General features: G+C 71.2%; 12 protein-coding genes. 3 read left to right on the top strand and 9 right to left on the bottom strand.

Annotation, left to right across the window (positions count from 1 at the left end):
- Positions 1 to 144: 144 nt before the first annotated feature.
- The 4 genes from ACFWGZ_RS13100 to ACFWGZ_RS13085 are packed head-to-tail and all read right to left on the bottom strand — an operon-like array spanning position 145 to position 3,488.
- Positions 145 to 660 (bottom strand): hypothetical protein, encoded by a 516-nt coding sequence (locus tag ACFWGZ_RS13100; RefSeq protein WP_382451701.1) that lies wholly within the window; start codon positions 658 to 660, stop codon positions 145 to 147.
- The gene (locus ACFWGZ_RS13095; RefSeq protein WP_382451700.1) at positions 653 to 1,750 is read right to left on the bottom strand and encodes a hypothetical protein; all 1,098 of its coding nucleotides are present in this window, start codon (positions 1,748 to 1,750) and stop codon (positions 653 to 655) included. Before ACFWGZ_RS13095 ends, ACFWGZ_RS13100 begins: the two co-directional genes overlap by 8 nt.
- 17 nt (positions 1,751 to 1,767) lie before the next feature.
- Positions 1,768 to 2,154, bottom strand: coding sequence for a FixH family protein (locus ACFWGZ_RS13090; protein WP_382451699.1), 387 nt, complete (start codon positions 2,152 to 2,154; stop codon positions 1,768 to 1,770).
- Positions 2,151 to 3,488, bottom strand: coding sequence for a hypothetical protein (locus ACFWGZ_RS13085; protein WP_382451698.1), 1,338 nt, complete (start codon positions 3,486 to 3,488; stop codon positions 2,151 to 2,153). The genes ACFWGZ_RS13090 and ACFWGZ_RS13085 overlap by 4 nt, the downstream gene beginning before the upstream one ends.
- A 136-nt stretch (positions 3,489 to 3,624) precedes the next feature.
- Between ACFWGZ_RS13085 and ACFWGZ_RS13080 the strand changes: the two genes are divergently transcribed.
- Both ACFWGZ_RS13080 and ACFWGZ_RS13075 read left to right on the top strand, forming a co-directional pair.
- Complete coding sequence (locus ACFWGZ_RS13080) at positions 3,625 to 4,758, top strand: sensor histidine kinase (RefSeq protein ID WP_382451697.1); 1,134 nt, start codon at positions 3,625 to 3,627, stop codon at positions 4,756 to 4,758.
- Positions 4,755 to 5,420 (top strand): response regulator, encoded by a 666-nt coding sequence (locus tag ACFWGZ_RS13075; protein ID WP_382451696.1) that lies wholly within the window; start codon positions 4,755 to 4,757, stop codon positions 5,418 to 5,420. The genes ACFWGZ_RS13080 and ACFWGZ_RS13075 overlap by 4 nt, the downstream gene beginning before the upstream one ends.
- Before the next feature lie 67 nt (positions 5,421 to 5,487).
- Here the strand turns inward: ACFWGZ_RS13075 and ACFWGZ_RS13070 are convergent, their stop codons facing one another.
- Both ACFWGZ_RS13070 and ACFWGZ_RS13065 read right to left on the bottom strand, forming a co-directional pair.
- Positions 5,488 to 6,849, bottom strand: coding sequence for an oxygenase MpaB family protein (locus tag ACFWGZ_RS13070; protein ID WP_382451695.1), 1,362 nt, complete (start codon positions 6,847 to 6,849; stop codon positions 5,488 to 5,490).
- An 82-nt stretch (positions 6,850 to 6,931) separates the two neighbouring features.
- Positions 6,932 to 9,037, bottom strand: coding sequence for a discoidin domain-containing protein (locus tag ACFWGZ_RS13065; RefSeq protein ID WP_382451694.1), 2,106 nt, complete (start codon positions 9,035 to 9,037; stop codon positions 6,932 to 6,934).
- Positions 9,038 to 9,220: 183 nt separating this feature from the next.
- Between ACFWGZ_RS13065 and ACFWGZ_RS13060 the strand changes: the two genes are divergently transcribed.
- Positions 9,221 to 10,129 carry a DUF1996 domain-containing protein gene (locus tag ACFWGZ_RS13060; protein ID WP_382451693.1) on the top strand — a complete coding sequence of 303 codons (909 nt, stop codon included), beginning with the start codon at positions 9,221 to 9,223 and terminating at the stop codon, positions 10,127 to 10,129.
- 82 nt (positions 10,130 to 10,211) lie between these two features.
- Here ACFWGZ_RS13060 and ACFWGZ_RS13055 read toward each other — a convergent pair whose 3' ends face one another.
- The 3 genes from ACFWGZ_RS13055 to ACFWGZ_RS13045 form a co-directional block, all read right to left on the bottom strand.
- Positions 10,212 to 12,407 carry a discoidin domain-containing protein gene (locus tag ACFWGZ_RS13055; protein WP_382451692.1) on the bottom strand — a complete coding sequence of 732 codons (2,196 nt, stop codon included), beginning with the start codon at positions 12,405 to 12,407 and terminating at the stop codon, positions 10,212 to 10,214.
- Between the two features lie 92 nt (positions 12,408 to 12,499).
- Positions 12,500 to 13,513 carry a LacI family DNA-binding transcriptional regulator gene (locus ACFWGZ_RS13050; RefSeq protein ID WP_382451691.1) on the bottom strand — a complete coding sequence of 338 codons (1,014 nt, stop codon included), beginning with the start codon at positions 13,511 to 13,513 and terminating at the stop codon, positions 12,500 to 12,502.
- 40 nt (positions 13,514 to 13,553) lie between these two features.
- Entirely contained in the window at positions 13,554 to 16,688 is a 3,135-nt protein-coding gene (locus ACFWGZ_RS13045; RefSeq protein ID WP_382451690.1) for a LamG-like jellyroll fold domain-containing protein, read from the bottom strand.
- Positions 16,689 to 16,737 lie beyond the last annotated feature (49 nt).

Raw genomic sequence — 16,737 nt, 5'->3', positions numbered from 1 at the left:
CCCATAAGACGGAATACGCGATTTCGCTCGTTCTCGTGGGCTGGGTTTTGTGTATAAGACACAGACCGCACTTTTTCGGCCCGGAATTCACCGGGTCTGGTGGTGGCTCCGGGGGTCCGCATCCCGCGGAGCCACCAGGTCCTCCTAGACGACCGCGCGCGTCCGGCGCCACGCGACCACGATCAGCGCGATCAGGCCGAACAGCGGGATCGTGCTGATCGCCCACGACAGCCCCATCGGCGGTCCGGGCTGTTCCATGACCTGCAGGTTCGCCAGCTCGCCGGTGGCCGGCCCGGAGGGACCGTCGATGTCGAACCGCAACGCCCAGGTGCCCGGCTCGGGCAGGGCCTGGATGTCGAGGCCCCACACCTCCCGCTTGCGGGGATGGCGGGCCAGCGGGTCGTCGTTGAACTCCTTGCCGCTGTGGATCAGGGTCAGCGTGCCCTTCTTGTCCTCCACGCCGCCTTCCGGCGCGAACGTGAAGTCCAGGGACTGCATGGCCTTGATCGGCCAGGTGCTGAAGCCGACCGTCAGGTCGTACGGGCCGGCCTCGACCTTCTCGGTGTGCACGACGTTCACCGGTTCGAAGGCGAGGGCGGGGGCGGTGAGGCCGAGCAGCAGCGCGACCGTGCCCGCGAGTCCCAGCAACGTCCTACGCATGGGTGTTCTCCTTGACCGGGGCGAGGTGGCGCAGCATCTGCCCGAACCGGCGGCCGAGCATCCCGGCCAGCGCGCCGAGCACGGCACCCGCGACGACGGTGGCGAGGTACCGCTGCATGGCCGGGAAGCCCGCGCCGTACACGAGGATGCGCTGCACCGGCGCCAGGCCCGTGATCATCACGCCGCCGACCAGGCCGGGAATCCACGCGGGCAGGCCGCGCAGCAGTTCCACGGCGATCGCGACGAGCAGCAGGCTCATCGGGATCATGTTGGGCAGACCGGGAATGCCGTCGACGTAGTCGCGCAACGGCAGGCCCGTCGCGGTCGCGTAGACCTCGGTCGCCCACGGCGAGAACCACCAGAAGAGCGCCTGCAGCGCCGCGACCACCACGCCGACGGCGAGCGCGCCGCCCCGGCGGTTCAGGACGTAGGCGCCCATGAACAGGATCATCACCGAGAAGAACGCGCTGCCGGCGTTGACCGTGTTGACCGGTCCGCCCGGCAGGGCGCGCAGGCCGAGCACGGTCACCATGCTGAACGTGAGCAGCGTGGCCGCGGCGCCCGCGACGCCGTAGGTGCCCCACCTCTGGTCCCGGGCGACGGCGAAGATCATGACGGCGCCGACCATGGTGATCGAGATCGACAGCAGCAGCCCGATGTGCGGCGGCGAGTCGATCACGGCGTCGAAGCCGTACAGGCCGTGCCACCACTGGTCCCACAGGCCGTACACCAGGAACAGCGCCGCGCCGGTGCCGGAGACCAGGTAGCCCACGGGGGCGGCGAAGGTGCGGCCGAACACGCCGACCGCGCGGCCGCCGACGACCGGGTCGACCTCCTTGGCGCGCTTGCTGTTCGCCGTCGTCACGAGCACGACGACCAGGCTCGCGAGGCCGGAGATGGCGCTGCCCGCGTACAGGAACAGGTGCGGCAGCGTGAAGAACGTGTCGGGACCGACGTCGGTGTGCCACTGGATGTCCCAGGTCAGCCCGATGAGCGAGGTGACGGCGCCGGCGAGCACGACGCTCGCGGGCACCAGTCCCCTCGGGACGGCGACCCTCGCCGACGGCGCGGCGACAGCTGTGATGTCCACTTGTGGTTCTCCCCCTCCTAGGTGAGCAGCAGCGGGATGACGACCCGCTCCGCGCTGAGTGACACCGTGATCTCCCACTGCCCGGCCATGGTCAGGCCGACGCCGCCGACCCGGTAGTGGCCGGGCTCGACCGGTGCCGCGGTGATCGGGGCCAGCGCGTGGCCCATCTGCGGCATCGCGGGCTCGACGGTCACCTCGCCGCTCGCGGCGTTGCCGGAGCGGTCGGTGACCACGAGGTCGAGGGTGGTGGTGCCGGATTTCGTGCTGCCAGGCGTCAGTTCGAACCGGAACCGGCCGCTCTCGGCGACCTGGGGCCGCACCTCGACGCCGCGCGGCCACAGCACGACCAGTGCGGCCACGAGCGCGACGGCGACGGCCAGGGCTCCCAGTGCTCGGCGCTTCACTTCGTCGTGGCTCCCTTCGGCGCCGGCACGTCGACCTCGCGCGGGACGGTGACGACGGAGTAGTTCCGTTCGACCTGGATCCACACGAGGTACTTGCCGGGCAACGGGAACGAGTACGTGAACGGCACGTCCGGCCCGTAGGCGGCGACGCTCTCGTCCGGTTGGCCGGGCATGCCCGGCACGGGCGGGATCATCGAGTGCACGTGCGCCCAGATCGGCGCGCCCACCGGGTTCGTGCCGGTGACGGGGCCGACGACGATCATGTGCCCGAGCATCCCGAGCCACGGCTGCAGGTCGCGTTCGCCGAACTTCGCCGTGATCGTGGTCGGCCGGCCCGCCTCACGGACCTCCGTGGTCACGTCGGCCTTCCCCGGCTCCGGCGCGGTTCCCGTGCCGGTGACGTCGACGGTGGCCCGCAGCAGCTGCACTCCCCCGCCGCGCCGGGCGATCTCGGCGGCGACGGCGTGCGCGCCCTGTTCCGGCGCCTTGAGCCGGGCCCGGTACTCGCCGGGCGCGGTGCGGACCGGGTGCAGGTGGCGGAGGGCGCCCGTCGGCGACACGACCACCAGGTGCACGAACGCGTTGTCGTGCACCAGGAGGTCGTCGACCGGCCGTCCGGACGAGCCGTCGGTGAGGCCGAGCACGAGGTCGGTGCCCTCCATCCGCGGCACCAGGTTCACCGGTGGCCGCGAGAAGTCCGTTGTGGACGTTCGCTCCCACGGGTTCGTGACGCTGTCGAACGTCGGGTCGAGCTGGGTGCCGGGTGCGGCGACCGGGGGGATGGAGGGCGACAGCAGCGCCGCCGTGGCCCCGACCGAGATCGCGGCCACCACGCCCGCCGTCGGCACGAGCGCGAGTCCGGGTCGGCCGGACACCGCGGCCAGCAACGCCAGCAGCAGCAACATCCCCGCGGCGATGAACCCGCCGTAGGTGGCGTTCTCCCACGGCGACGCCACGAGCGCCGGGACGACGAACGGGATGGTCGCCTCGTCGACCGCGAGCTCCCACGGGCCGGGCCGGTCGACCCGCACGACGGCGGGGTGGAACCCGGGCTCCTGCCCGAGGACGACCCTGGCCGAACTGGTCTGCGCGCCCACGGCCCGGGCGGTCAGCGTGATCTCGCCGGGCGGCGACCCGGCGTGCGTCACCACGTCGACGTGCACCGGGCCCGGCACCTCCGCGACCCGCCGGATGATCACCGTGAGGTCGCGGTCGCCGAGGCTCTGCGCGACGTGGAGGTCCGCGCCGGACTGGGCCCCGTCGGCCGCCGCCGGGCCGACGGCCCCGAGGACCGCGCCCAGCAGGAGCAGCAGAATCGCACCACTTCGCTTCATCGCGGCAGAACCTATCGATCACCGCCGGTCGTGCGCGTCACTGCGGGGGCTGAACTCCTCTCCCCCGCACGGGGGATCTCCGGCCCCTGCGGAGCGGGAGGAACTCGGGGCCGCGATCCGGCAGGATTGCCGTGCGATGGACTCGATCAGAATGCCCCTGAAGCACCAGTCGTGGCTGGTGGCCGCCGTGTGCATGGTCGCGGACGCCGGCTTCGTGGTGCTCGAGCACAAGACGCTGTGGCAGACCGCCCTGGTCCTGGGGCTGACGCTCGCCGTGGACGCGGCGCTGGCGGGCCCCGCGAAGTTCTCCGGCTGGGTGGCGGCGGCGCAGGCGGTGCTGCCGGTGCTGGTGCTGTTCGCGTTCGGCAGGAACGTCGACGCCAACGAGGCCGGCCTGCTGATCGCCGGGTACCGCGCGGGAGCGTGGTTGCGCGGCAGTCCCGCGTTCCTGTCGCTGGGCCTGCTGGTGGCGAGCCTGATGACGTGCTCGCTGTTCGTCGGCCACACCTTCGTGACGGCACTGCTGGTGGCGGCCAAGGCGGGCGTGCTGCCGTGGCTCGTCGGCCGCTACACCACCGCGCGCCGCGCGTACCTCGCCGAGTTGGAGAAGCGGTCGGAGATGGAACAGCGCGACGCCACGGCGGCCGTCACCAAGGCCGTGAGCGAGGAGCGCAGCGCGATAGCCCGCGACCTGCACGACGTGATCGTGCACCACGTCAGCGCGATAGGCCTGCACGCGGGCGCCGCCCGCCTGGGCCTGCCCTCCGGCGACACGCGCCTCGCGCTCTCCCTGCGCTCGGTGGAGATCGCGAGCCGCGCGGCCATGGTCGACCTGCGGCACCTGCTGGACCTGTTGCACGGAGCCAAGTCCGAGGGCGCCCGTCAGCCGGGCCTCGACAACCTGGACGAACTGCTCGACGGCGTCCGGTCGGCCGGCGTCCCCGCCCGGCTCGTGGTGAGCGGCCGGCAACGCGAGGTGCCGGAGTCGTTGGACATCACGGTCTACCGCATCATCCAGGAGATGCTGACCAACGCCCTGCGCCATGGCGACGCCTCCGGCGTGACAGTGACCCTGGAGTACGCTCCGGCGGCGCTGGTCGTCGCCGCCGAGAACCCGGCGGGAGCCCGCGACGGCACCGGTTCCGTGCGCAGGGGCCTGGTGGGCATCCGCAACAGGGCGTCGATGTTCGCCGGCACCACCTGCTCCGGCCTGGAACCGGACGGCAGGACGTGGCGCACGGCCGTCACGTTCCCCCTGGAGGCGTCATGACCCTGACGGTGCTGCTGGCCGACGACCACGCGATGCTGCGCTCGGGCATGCGCGCCATCTTCGACACCCAGCCGGACCTCGAGTGCGTGGCGGAGGTGGCGGACGGCCGCGCGGCCGTGACCGAGGTGGCGCGCCTGCGCCCGGACGTCGCGGTCCTTGACATCCGCATGCCGAAGCTGGACGGCCTGGGCGCCACCGAGCTGATCCTGACCGACCCGGCGAACCGCACGAAGGTGTTGCTGCTGACCACCTACGACTCGGACGAGTACGTGTACCGGGCGCTGAAGGCCGGGGCCTCGGGGTTCCTGCTGAAATCGCTGCCGCCGGAGGAGCTGATCTCCGCGGTCCGGGTGGCGGCCCGCGGCGACGCGCTGATCGACCCGTCGGTGACGCAGCGGCTGATCGCCCGGTTCGCGGTCAGCCTCGCGCCCCCCGCCTCACCGCCGGAGCTCGCGTTGCTGACGGCCCGGGAGCGGGAGGTGCTCCACCTGGTCGCGGCCGCCTACTCCAACGCGGAGATCGCGGCGCTGCTGCACGTCGGGGACGAGACGGTGAAGACGCACGTGTCCCGGGTGCTGGCGAAGCTGGGGTTGCGGGACCGGGTGCACGCGGTGGCGTTCGCGCACATGAACGGGCTGGTGCAGGCGCGGCCGATGCCGTGACGCCCCCCGGCGGGGACGGGTTCCCGGCAGGGACGGATTCCGGCGAAGCCGCCCCCGCCGGACCGGCCTAGATCCGGCCCAGCAGCTGCCGCGCCGCCGCGAAGTCCCGCTCCCCCACCAGGAACTCCCGCACCGCCTGCTCCAGCTCGTCGCCGAGGATGGTCCCGTCCCCGTCGTGGTCGAGCTCCCGCATGGCCGCGATCAGCTCGTGCCGCCGCGGCGAGTGGTCCAGCAGCCGGGCGTACTCGTCCTGCCGCACCTCGCCGTTGCCGTCGCGGTCGACCAGGCCGCGCACCACCGCGGCGACCGCCCCGACGCCGTCCTCCCGCGAGGGCACGCCGGGATAACGCCCGTCCGCCAGCGCCACGGCGTACGCGGCGGCGGTCACCGTGCCGTCCGAGGTCGTGCGGGTCGCCGCGCAGAGCTGCTCCCACCACGACCGGAACGCCTCGTGGACCTGGTCCTCGTCCTTCTCGTCCAGGTCGAAGTGGGTGCTGATCTCCCTGGCCATCGCCAGCAGGTCCGGCCAGCGCAGGTGGCCGTCGCCGTTCTGGTCCAGCACCGACTCGAAGAACGACTCGGGGGCGGTGGTGACGCGCGGGGCCGCGGCGGCCCTGATCGACGCGGCGGCCAGCGGCATGTAGCGCCACGGTTTCGGCAGCAGCTCGAAGGCCAGCCGGGTGGTCAGGTGCAGGCCGTCGACCAGCAGGCCCAGGCCCGGCACGGTGGTGAGGCGCAGGCGCTCGCGGTAGGCCGGGGGCAGCGTCACGGCGGTCGCCTGGACCGCGGCGGTCACCACGGCGTAGCGCAGCGGCGCCCAGACCAGGCCCGGCAGCGGCAGGGCCGCGGGAGGCGGCACGCGGTAGATGCTGCCGGACAACAGGTCGCGCACCGTCGCGTTGTCCTCCAGCACCTCGGCGACCACGTGGGCGAAGTAGGTCTCGAACTCCTCCGGCGTGGCCGGGAGGTCCTGCGGCGCCAGGCCGAACTCGTGGCCCAGGCGGCACCACTCGCGGTAGAAGCGCGCGGTCTCCTCGGACGACAGCGGTTCGCCGCCCAGGCGCTGCATGGTCAGCACGCCCTCGAACAGCGTCAGGTGCACCCACGCGCGGGCGGTCGTGTCGCCCGCGTCGTAGGACCGGCCGTAGCCGTCGGTGCCCTGCATGCGGCGGTGCAGCCGTTCGAGGCGGGCGAGCTCGCGGCGTTGTTCGGCCGCGCTGCCGTAGACGTAGGTGTGCAGGCTGTCCAGCGTGCGCAGCAACCTCCGCCACGGGCGCGCGTTGTAGACGGAGTACTCGGCCACGGCCGCGCCCACGGCGGGGTGCGCGGCCTGCAGCACCAGCGTCCGGTGCATCACCAGCAGGTACCGCCACTGACCGAGCCTGTCCCACGTGCTCGATCCCGGTCCCAGCGCCACTTCGACGGTCATTGCGCCGAAGGTAGTCACGGCGCCGGGGCCGGAGATCGGGATTCACCTCATGCGGTGGCGAAATCCACCCGGTAGCCGGACATCAGCGCCGGTACACGCCGAACTCGTACAACGAGTAGCCCCAGCCGGTCCCGCGCTGGGTGGCGTACATCCGCACGTACCTGCCGGTGGCCGTCACGTCGATGGAGTCCACGCCGCCGTTGCCGGACGTGGTGGCGTAGACCGGCCTCCAGGCGTTGCCGTCGTCCGACACCTGGATCTCGTACGCACGGCCGAACGCGCCCTCCCACACCAGTTGCACGTGCTGGAAGGTCGTGACGGCGCCGAGGTCGACGCGGATCCACTGCGGATCGGCCCAGTCCGCGGCCCAGCGCGAGGAGGCGTCGCCGTCCACCGCGTTCGACGGCGGGTAGGGCGCTCCGTCGCCGGTCTGCTGGTACGACGACGCGGTGACGGCCTTGCCCCGCGCCACGTCCACCCCGGCCGGCCGCGGCGCCACGACCCGCACGGACCGGGTCTCGATGCCGATGTTGCCGCGGCCGTCCTCGGCCATGACGTAGACCTTCCACACGCCGAGCCGATCGGGTGCGGTCACGGTCAGACGGCCGCCGTTCACCTGCACGGGCGCACCGGCCAGGCCGCCGCTGCCGTCGACGTACCTGCTGTTGAACGCCGCCGACCACGTCAGCGCGTCACCGTCCGGGTCGGACGCCGCCACGTCGATCGCCAGCGGCGCGCCCGCGGCGACCGTGGCCGGCACGGTCATCGAGGAGATCACCGGTGGCGTGTTGGCGGGCGTGGCACCGCCGAAAGCCCGTTGCACCGCGTAGAACGACAGCCGCTTCTTGCCCGCGGGGGTCAGGTTGAACCAGACGGCGCCGAAGTCGTACTCGGTGCCGTAGTGGAAGAGCGTGCCGCCGAAGGAGACGCCGGTGTGGCCCACGATGCAGTTCCACGCCTGGGTGTAGCCGTCGCGCTTCTGCACGTCGGTCGGTTCGAGAGGCACGCCGTTCGCGTCGTTAGGCACCTCCCACTCCCCCGCAGGGCCGGCCTCGGTGAGGATGTACGGCTTGGTGTAGCCGCCGTTAATCCAGTCCTGGCGCACTTTGCAGACGTTGCCGTAGGAGTTGACGGCGTAGAGGTCGAGGTCCGGCGTGTGCGCCTTGAGGTAGACCCACGCACCGGTCCACGCGTCCGTGCTCGTCACGGGGTGGTTCGCGTCGATGGCGTGGATCGCCCGTGCCGCTTCGTTGAGGTACTTGGCGCAGGCGATGCGCTGGTTCTCCAGCTCGGTGCCGGAGTAGCAGTTCTGCAGGCCGAGGAGGGACTCGTTGCCGACGTTCCACATGAGCACGCCGGGGTGGTCGCGGTAGGTGGTGACCCACTGCCGGATCTGGCCGAGCACGTCGGCCTTGTACCGGGTGTCGGTCACGTAGTCGACGCAGCCACCGGAACCGGGACCGCCACCGGGTTGCAGCCAGAAGCCGTTGATGACGCGCAGCCCCTGAGCCGCCGCCGCGTCCAGCAGCGGACGGGTCGAAGCGTCGGTGCCCCAGGTCCGCAGGGTGTTGGTGCCCATGGACTTGAGCTCGGGCATGTACCGCGCGGCGTCCGCGGCGGGCGGGCCCCAGGTCAGGCCCTTCACCGTCCACGGCTTGCCGTCCACCAGCAGCTGCCAGTTGCCCTGCGAACCCGTCACGTGGACTCCGCCGGGGGCCACCGCGCCCTGCTCGCCGAAGACCCGGAGCTCCCACAGCGAGACGCCGTACCCGTTGGCGCGCTGGGTGGTGTAGATGCGGACGTACCGGCCACTTCCGTTGACGTCGTAGCTCTGCCGGCCCCCGGTCGCGCGGGTCACCGAGCGGATCGTCTGCCAGGCGGAGCCGTCGGCCGAGACCTGGATCTCGAACGCCGTCGCATACGCGGATTCCCAGTCGAGCTCGACCCGCGTCACCGACGACGGCGCGCCGAGGTCGACGCGCAGCCACTGCGGATCGCTCCACGCGCTCGACCAGCGGGTGCCGCCGTCCCCGTCGACGGCGGCGGACGCGGGGGTGCCACCGTTCTCGGCCGACGACGCGACCGCCGGTCTGCCCCGGGAGAGCAGGGCGGGAGCGGCCTGCGCGGGGAGCACCGCCAGGCCGAGCAGCACGGCGACGACCGTGCCGATGGAGCGGACGCGGAGCATCGCGCCTCCTGCGACGAGTAGGGGTGTGTGCGTGGAGAGCGCTCTCACGACCCTGCCGGGGGACGTTACGACCAGACGTCGGCGGTGTCAAAAGAACCGGTCTTGACACCTCCAGGAGGGGACGGGACGCTGTCTGGGAGAGCGCTCTCCCAGCCGGTTCCCCACATCGGCAGGAGGACACAGGTGTCCCGGAAGCTCAGCTCACTGGCGGCCGCGGCCGCACTCGTGGCGGCGGTCGTCGCCGTCGCGAGCCAGTCGGCCCAGGCCGACGACCTCGTCACGCACCACGAGTTCCAGGCGAACTGCTCGGTCACGACCCACCTCCCGGACGACCCGATCGTCTTCCCGGGACTGCCGGGCGCGTCGCACATGCACACGTTCCTGGGCAACCCGTCCACGAACGCCCGCAGCACCAACGACTCCCTCAAGGCGGCGCAGACCAACTGCAAGACGCCGGACGACAAGTCCGCGTACTGGTTCCCATCGGTCTACAACGGCGACCAGATCGTGCCGCCGAACTTCCCGCAGGTCATCTACTACAAGTCCGGCATCCTGAGGTACCAGGACGTCGTGCCGTTCCCGCCGGGGCTGAGGTTCGTGGTCGGCAGCGCCGCGGCGACGCAGGAGCAGTTCCGCACGGCGCCCGGCGCGGTCGAGGGCTGGGAGTGCGGCGACAGCTCCCACAACTGGGACATCCCCGCGCACTGCCCGCCCGGCACCCAGCTCAACGTCCGCTACCAGGCGCCGAGCTGCTGGAACGGCCGCGACCTCGACTCGGCGAACCACCAGTCGCACATGGCCTACCCGGACCGCGCGAGCCTGGTCTGCCCGTCGTCGCACCCGGTCGCGGTGCCGATGATCGAGTTCAAGATGGCGTTCCCGGTGTCCGGTGACATGTCGCGCGTCCGGCTCGCCAGCGGCCGCGGCTACACCTGGCACTACGACTTCATGAACGCCTGGGACGCGCCCACGCAGGCAGCGCTGGTCCGCCACTGCATCAACGGCGGCCTGCAGTGCGACCCGCGCGGGTTCGACCTCTACAAGCCGGATCGAGGAGCGGCGCTGGGACCGGACTACCGGTTGCCGCGGTGACGTTCTCCTCCTCATGCACCCCGGGGCGGCGCGTGCCCCGGGGTGTCGAGTCGTCACACGAGAAGCAGCGGAACCGCCTCGATCACGGGTAGTTCACGACGTAGCGGACCTGGTTCGCCTGGTCCGCCTGACCGCCCGTGCCGTTGATGACGTTGGCGATCGTGCCCACTCCGCCCAGCGACACCGCGACCAGGTGCGTGAACCGCACGCCCGGCCGGTTCGGCGCCTCGAAGGCGTTGTCCGTCACGATGCTCGGGTCGGCCTGGTTGAAGGCGTAGACGCCGACGCCGAACGCCTGGTGCGTCGTCACCGGGTCGGCCACCTTGTAGCCCGCCCAGCCGCGCTGGGAGCCGTTCATCCACGCGGCCTGGTTCGGCGGGTCGTACGGCAGCTCGTTCTGGTACAGGTACACGCGGCCGCCGTTGGCGTTCCACACCAGGTTGTGCTGCTGGTAGTGCTCGACGAACAGCCCGTACGCGGTCACGTTCTCGCCGTTGACGACCACGCCGTTCTGGCCGGGGTTCGCCGTCCAGCTCACGCCCGCGCCGTGGTCGGCCCGCCACACCCAGGTGTGGTCGATGATCGTGTTGCGGCTGTTGACCCGCATGCTGACCGTCGCCTTGCCCGCCTGCGACCCGCCGACGCGCAGGTACACGTCGTGCAGCGACGTCGGGTTGGCCGAGTGGTCGGCGGTGGTCGCGTCACCGATCTCCAGCAGCACCGGGGAGTTCCGCACGCCGGCGTCGACCAGGAACCCGGCCAGCTTCACACCGTCCACATCGGACGTCGTGAGCGCGGCCTTCCCGGTGGTCGGGGTCAGCGTGGCGAGCCCGAGGCCCAGCACGACCGTGTTCGGGCGGGTGACCCTGATCGTGTCGTCGAGCTGGTGGATGCCCGGCGTGAGCAGCAGGTGCTTGCCCTGCGCCAGCGCGGAGTTGATCGTCGCGACCGGCGTGCCGGGTTTGACGACGAAGAAGTCCGCGAGCGAGATCGACGAACCGGGGTTGCCGTTCTCCCAGCTGGTGCCGCGAGAGTTGGTGCGCAGCGCCGGCACGAAGACCCGGTACGAACCGGAGCCGTCGACGTAGAGGTACGGCTTCTCCCGCGTCACCGGCGAGGTGTCGACCGTGGTGTGCGACGGGTTCGGGAAGTGGTCGGCCGGGGCGCCCTGCGTGCCCGCGAAGACCATGTTCCACACCGAGCCCGACCAGCCGCCCGCGAGGTTGCTGTTGCGGGTGAGGAACTGCTGCTGCGAGCCCGACACCACGACGCCGTCGATCTTGCTGTCGACGATCAGGCCGCCGCTGGCCCAGCCGTCGTAGCCGTTCCACAGGTGGGCCTGGCCGCGCAGGTGCATCCGCCGGTACGCGGTGGCCTGCGAGACCGCCCAGCGCTCGATCTGGTTGGCGGGCAGCGTGACCGAGAGGTTCTCGGCGCCGCGCCAGAAGTTCTGCGTGGCGTTGCCGAGGTTGTTGGGGTCGTTGCCCTGCTGCAGCCAGTCGGCCTCGACCCGGATGTGCCCGTTGATGTTGACGTCGTCCGGGTTGAGGCCCAGCCCGGCGATCTGCGTGTAGAAGCGCAGGTTGACGTCGGCGTTGTAGGTGCCGGGCTTGAACAGCACGGCGTGGCGCTGCGGCCCGAACTGGTTCGTCTTCATCTGCGCGGCGATCGAGTCGAGCCTCGACTGCATCTCCGCCTGCGACGAACCCGGCCCGTAGACGTGCACGTCGGGACCGAAGTCCGGGTTGCGCGGGTCGGTCGGCGGCACGGTGGTCGTGTCGCCCTCGGTGAACACGCCGAGCTCCCACAACGAGTAGCCGTAGCCGGTGCCGCGCTGGGTGCCCAGCACGCGCACGTACCGGCCGGAGCCGTTGACGTCGAGGTTCTGCGTGCCGCCGGTGCCGGTCGTGGTCGAGTACACGTTGCGCCACGACGACGGGTCGGCGGCGTTGTCGGTCACCTGGACCTGGAAGGCCTTGCCGTACGCGCCCTCCCAGGCCAGGGAGACGCGGCAGACCTGCTGCGTGGACCCGAGGTCGACCTGGACCCACTGCGGGTCGGAGAACTGCGACGACCACCGGGTGCCCGCGTCGCCGTCGACAGCGGCGGAGGCGGGCGTGCCGCCGTTCTCGGTGGAGGACGCGGTGGCCGTGCGGCCGAGTGCGACGTTCGTGGTGCCGCACGCGGCGGCACCGGCCTGGGAGGTGGCGCTGACGGTTGTCACCAAACACAGAGCGGCAGCGGCGAACGCGGCGGCCCTGGACAGGGGTGAGCCCATGATCCTGCCTGACGGGAGAAGGGGGAAGCCTTGGACAGGGGCGTGAGAGCGCTCTCCCAAGCGACGTTAACGCCGGGTGCCGGGCAGGTCAATCAGGCGGAGGCCCGGACGACGAGTTCCGGTTCGAAGATGACCGATCTCGGCCGTTGTCCCGGTTTTTCGAGGTCCGCCAGCAGCAGGTCGGCCATCTGCGCCGCCATCCGCTCCACGGGCTGGCGCACGGTCGTGAGCTGCGGGCGGCAGGCCCGCGCGGGCGCGCTGTCGTCGAACCCGACCACGGCCACGTCGTCGGGCACGCGCAGCCCGTGCTCGTGCAGCACGTCCACGGCCGCCTGCGCCATCAGGTCGTTCGCGGCGAACACCGCGTCGAGGTCGGGGGTCTCGGTGAGCAGCCGCCGCATCGCCTCCGCCCCGCTCTCGGCGGTGAACCCGCCCTCCGCGGTCGGCACGTACGGGAACCCGTGGCGGGCCATGGCGTCGCGGAAACCGGCGTGCCGGTCCTGGCTCGCCAGCACGTCGAGCGGGCCGGAGATGGTGGCGATGTTGTACCGCCCCGCCGCCACCAGGTGGTCGGCGGCCAGCGTGCCGCCGGCGCGGTGGTCCATGTCCACGTAGCTCACCGGCATCGGCCTGCCGGGCCGCGCGTAGAGCACGGCGGGCACCTCGGCCGCGAGCAGCTGCGCGGGCAGCGGGTCGAACGGGTGGGTGGAGACCAGGAGCGCGCCGTCGGCGCTGCCCTGTCTGAGGAACTCGACCACCTCGGTCCGCGAGTGGCCGGAGTCGGCGAGCATGAGCACCGGGTGCACGCCGTGCAGCCGCAGGAAGTCGACGACCCCGGCGGTGACCCGGCCGAAGAACGGGTCGGTGAAGACGTCCGATCCCCCGCCGGCGCCGGAGATCACCAGCGCGACCGTGCCGGTCCGCCGGGTGACGAGAGACCGGGCCACGCGGTTGGGCGTGTACCCGGTCTGCTCGATCGCGTTGCGCACCGTCTCCTGGAGCTGCGGATCGACGTTGCGCGTCCCGTTGACGACCCTGGAGACCGTCGCACGGGACACGCCCGCCACTCTCGCCACATCCTCCAGCGTGGGTGCGCTCTTGCTCATGCACCAGGTTGTACCACGCCGGGAGAGCGTTCTCCCACCATCAGGAGAGCTGCGCGACCTCCGCGTCCGACAACGCCTTGCCGACCACCTCGACGTCGTCGACCGCACCACGCCAGAAGTCGACGTTCTGACCGTTGTACTTGGCCCTGCCGACCGTGAACGCACCCGTGCTGACGAGCGCGGGACCGGCCGCGGCCGTCGCGACCTTCACGCCGTCGACGTAGAGCCGGATCTCGTTGCCGGCCCGCACGCCCGTGAGCTCGTACCAGCGGCCGACCTCCGGCACGACCTCGAACCGCGCGCGGTTGCCGCCGGGCGTGCTGAACGCCCAGGCGCCCTGCCCGTACTGGAGGTAGAACGGGTTCTCCCGCTCCCGGCCGTCCTGGCTCACCGCGGTCGCGTAGTTGCCCGGCACCTCGTCGAGCTTCACCTTGGCGTGCACCGTGTAGTCACCGGTCGTGTCGACGACCGGGCCGTAGGTGTCCGCCGAACCGCCGGAGAACTGCAGGGCGCCGTCCTTGAACGTCACACCGGACGGGGTGAGCGTCAGCGGGTTCTTGCCGCCGCTCGAGTCCTTCGCGGTGTTCCCCTTGCGCTCGTCGAGGTTCCACTCGCCCTTGCCCGCGTACGGGTAGGGCTTGCCCGCGTTGGCACCGGCCTCGATCACGCGCCGGTTGATCTCGCGGACGGGACCGGGGTCGACCTTGATCTCCTTGCGGTCGTAGGTCCACAGGCCGTTGAGCTCGCCCTCGAGGTCGGTCACCTGCGTGTAGACCGACGCGGACATCTCCTGGCGCGCCTGGCCCAGGTAGAAGGTGCGGGTGTTGTCGACGTACTTCGCCGTCAGCGCCGCCTTGTCCGCCACGCCGCTGTAGATCGCGATCGGCGCGCCGGGCCACTGGTGGCCGGGCGTGCGCAGCGTGAAGCCGCCGTGCTCGCCGTCCATCACGACCCGCTTGCCGTCCGGGCGGGCCGGGTCGGTGTTGTTGTAGTCGTGGTGGTCGATGACGTCGCCCTTGCCGCTGTCACCCTTGGAGGCGCAGCAGTTCACGCCGCTGTGGGCGCTGACGACCCGGCTCGGGTCGATCGCCTTGACCTCGTCGGTGATCTGCCCGGTGACGGTCTTGTCCCACTCGCCCCAGCCCTCGTTGAACACGATCCAGGCGTAGATGGACGGGTAGTTCTGGAGCTGGTGCATCAGCTCCTTGCCCTCCTTGACGAACCGCTCCTGCGAGAGGGGGTTGTTGCCGTCCTCGAGGGCCACGAAGTCCTGCCACACGAGCAGTCCGAGCCGGTCGGCGTGGTAGTACCAGCGGGCGGGCTCGGCCTTGATGTGCTTGCGGACCGCGTTGAAGCCGAGGTCCTTCTGCGCCTTCAGGTCGAAGACCAGCGCGTCGTCGCTCGGCGCGGTGTTCAGGCCGTCCGGGTAGAAGCCCTGGTCGAGCTGCATCAGGTTGAAGATCGGCTGGCCGTTGAGCGTGAGCTTGGGCGTGCCGCCCACGTCGGCGATGCCGGTGGAGCGCATGCCGAAGTAGCTCTTCACCCTGTCGCTGCCCAGCTTGATCTCCAGCTGGTACAGGTAGGGGTCGTCCGGCGTCCACAGGTGCGGGTTCGGCACCGGCAGCGTCAGCGGCGAGTTCGCCGGTCCGGTGACCGTGCCGACCTGCTTGCCGCGCGCGTCCTTCGCGACCGCGGTGACGGTCGAGCTGCCCGCGGACTTGACGGTGAGCGCGAGCGAGCTCGTGGTCAGGTCGGGCGTGGTCTTGATCTCGTCGATGCCCTTGTCGGCCACCGGCTCCAGCCACACCGTCTGCCAGATGCCCGACGACGGGGTGTAGAAGATGCCGCTGGGGTTGGGCGACTGCTTGCCCTTGGGCTGGTTCGGACCCGTCGTGTCGGTGGCGGCGACGATGATCTCCTGCTCGCCACCGCGCTTGAGGGCGTCGGTGATGTCGGCGCTGAACGCCGTGTAGCCGCCGGTGTGCTCCGCGACGAGCTTGCCGTTCACCCAGACCTTGGCCTGGTAGTCGACCGCGCCGAAGTTGAGCTTGAGGCGCTGCCCGTTCCCGATCTTCCAGTCGTGCGGGACGGTCACCGTGCGGCGGTAGAACATGTGGTCCTCGTGCCGCTCCAGGCCCGACAGCTGCGACTCGACCGGGTAGGGCACGATGATCTTCTCGGGCAGCTTCCTGCCGAACTGCGGCTGCTGGCCCTCCTCGGCACCGGAGAACTCCCACGGGCCGTTGAGGTTGAGCCACTTGTCGCGCTCGAGCTGCGGCCGCGGGTACTCGGGCAGCGGGTTGCGCGTGTCGACCTTCTCGCCCCACGGCGTGCGGAGCCGTTCGGTGGAGGTGTTCGTGATGACCCGCGCGGCCTTGTCGACCTTCTTGCCGCCCACCGCCAGCGAGCCGGCGCCGTCGTAGTAGATGCGGACCAGCTGGCCCTTGAGCACCCGCTCCGCGAGCCGGATGGTCACGCGCTCACGGCTGCTCGTCACGACCGAGACCGGCATCGGCGTCGCGTCGACCTCGACGCGCAGGTGGTCCTTCAGGTCACCGGTGCCCGAGACCCGGCCGTCGAAGTCGGCGGTGAGGGTGCGCCCGTCCCGGGAGATGCTCGCCGCGCGCGGCACGGCCTGGAAGCCCGCCGGCGGGGTGAACGCCGACTCCGGCACGATCTGCTTCGCGATGCCCGCGCTCGACCAGCGCAGGAACATGTTCGCGCCGCCGACGTCCTGGAACATCTCGAGCTTGAAGTCGTACTGCTTGCCCGCGGTCAGCGTGACCGGAGCGCTGGTCTGCTCCCTGTCCCAGTCCGGGACCCAGTGGTCGATCACCGGCTGGCCGTCGATCAGCAGGCGGAACCCGTTGTCACCGATGGCGTAGAACGTGTAGTCGCCGGTCTGCGGCACGGCGATCTGCCCGGTCCAGCGCGCGGTCGTGTGCTCGGTCCGGCCGTTCAGGAAGCTGAACACACCGGTCAGGTCGGACTGGTTGACCTGGTTGTCGAGCACGGTCCCGCCGAGCGTCGCGAAGTCGCGCGCGCCCGGCTGGGACATGGCGAAGTACTCGCCCTTCAGGCCGTGCACGGGCTCGGCGGCGCCGGCGGGCGGCGTGCCCTGCACGACGCCCAGCGCCGTCAGCAGCGCGACGAGTACGGGGGCGGCTTTTCTCATCGACGAGGTTCCCCTTCGTTTTACAACGTTGTAAGAGCGCTCCTCTACA

Origin of the sequence: Lentzea sp. NPDC060358, assembly GCF_042725365.1 — a bacterium.
Classification (GTDB): Bacteria; Actinomycetota; Actinomycetes; order Mycobacteriales; family Pseudonocardiaceae; genus Lentzea.
Note: the sequence above shows the minus strand (reverse complement) of the source record. Positions and strands in the feature narration are given on the sequence as shown.

Coding starts and splice junctions, on each gene's coding strand:
- ACFWGZ_RS13100 (WP_382451701.1), bottom strand. CDS start 660: ATGCGTAGGACGTTGCTGGGACTCGCGGGCACGGTCGCGCTGCTGCTC.
- ACFWGZ_RS13075 (WP_382451696.1), top strand. CDS start 4,755: ATGACCCTGACGGTGCTGCTGGCCGACGACCACGCGATGCTGCGCTCG.
- ACFWGZ_RS13045 (WP_382451690.1), bottom strand. CDS start 16,688: ATGAGAAAAGCCGCCCCCGTACTCGTCGCGCTGCTGACGGCGCTGGGC.
- ACFWGZ_RS13050 (WP_382451691.1), bottom strand. CDS start 13,513: ATGAGCAAGAGCGCACCCACGCTGGAGGATGTGGCGAGAGTGGCGGGC.
- ACFWGZ_RS13070 (WP_382451695.1), bottom strand. CDS start 6,849: ATGACCGTCGAAGTGGCGCTGGGACCGGGATCGAGCACGTGGGACAGG.
- ACFWGZ_RS13065 (WP_382451694.1), bottom strand. CDS start 9,037: ATGCTCCGCGTCCGCTCCATCGGCACGGTCGTCGCCGTGCTGCTCGGC.
- ACFWGZ_RS13080 (WP_382451697.1), top strand. CDS start 3,625: ATGGACTCGATCAGAATGCCCCTGAAGCACCAGTCGTGGCTGGTGGCC.
- ACFWGZ_RS13085 (WP_382451698.1), bottom strand. CDS start 3,488: ATGAAGCGAAGTGGTGCGATTCTGCTGCTCCTGCTGGGCGCGGTCCTC.
- ACFWGZ_RS13055 (WP_382451692.1), bottom strand. CDS start 12,407: ATGGGCTCACCCCTGTCCAGGGCCGCCGCGTTCGCCGCTGCCGCTCTG.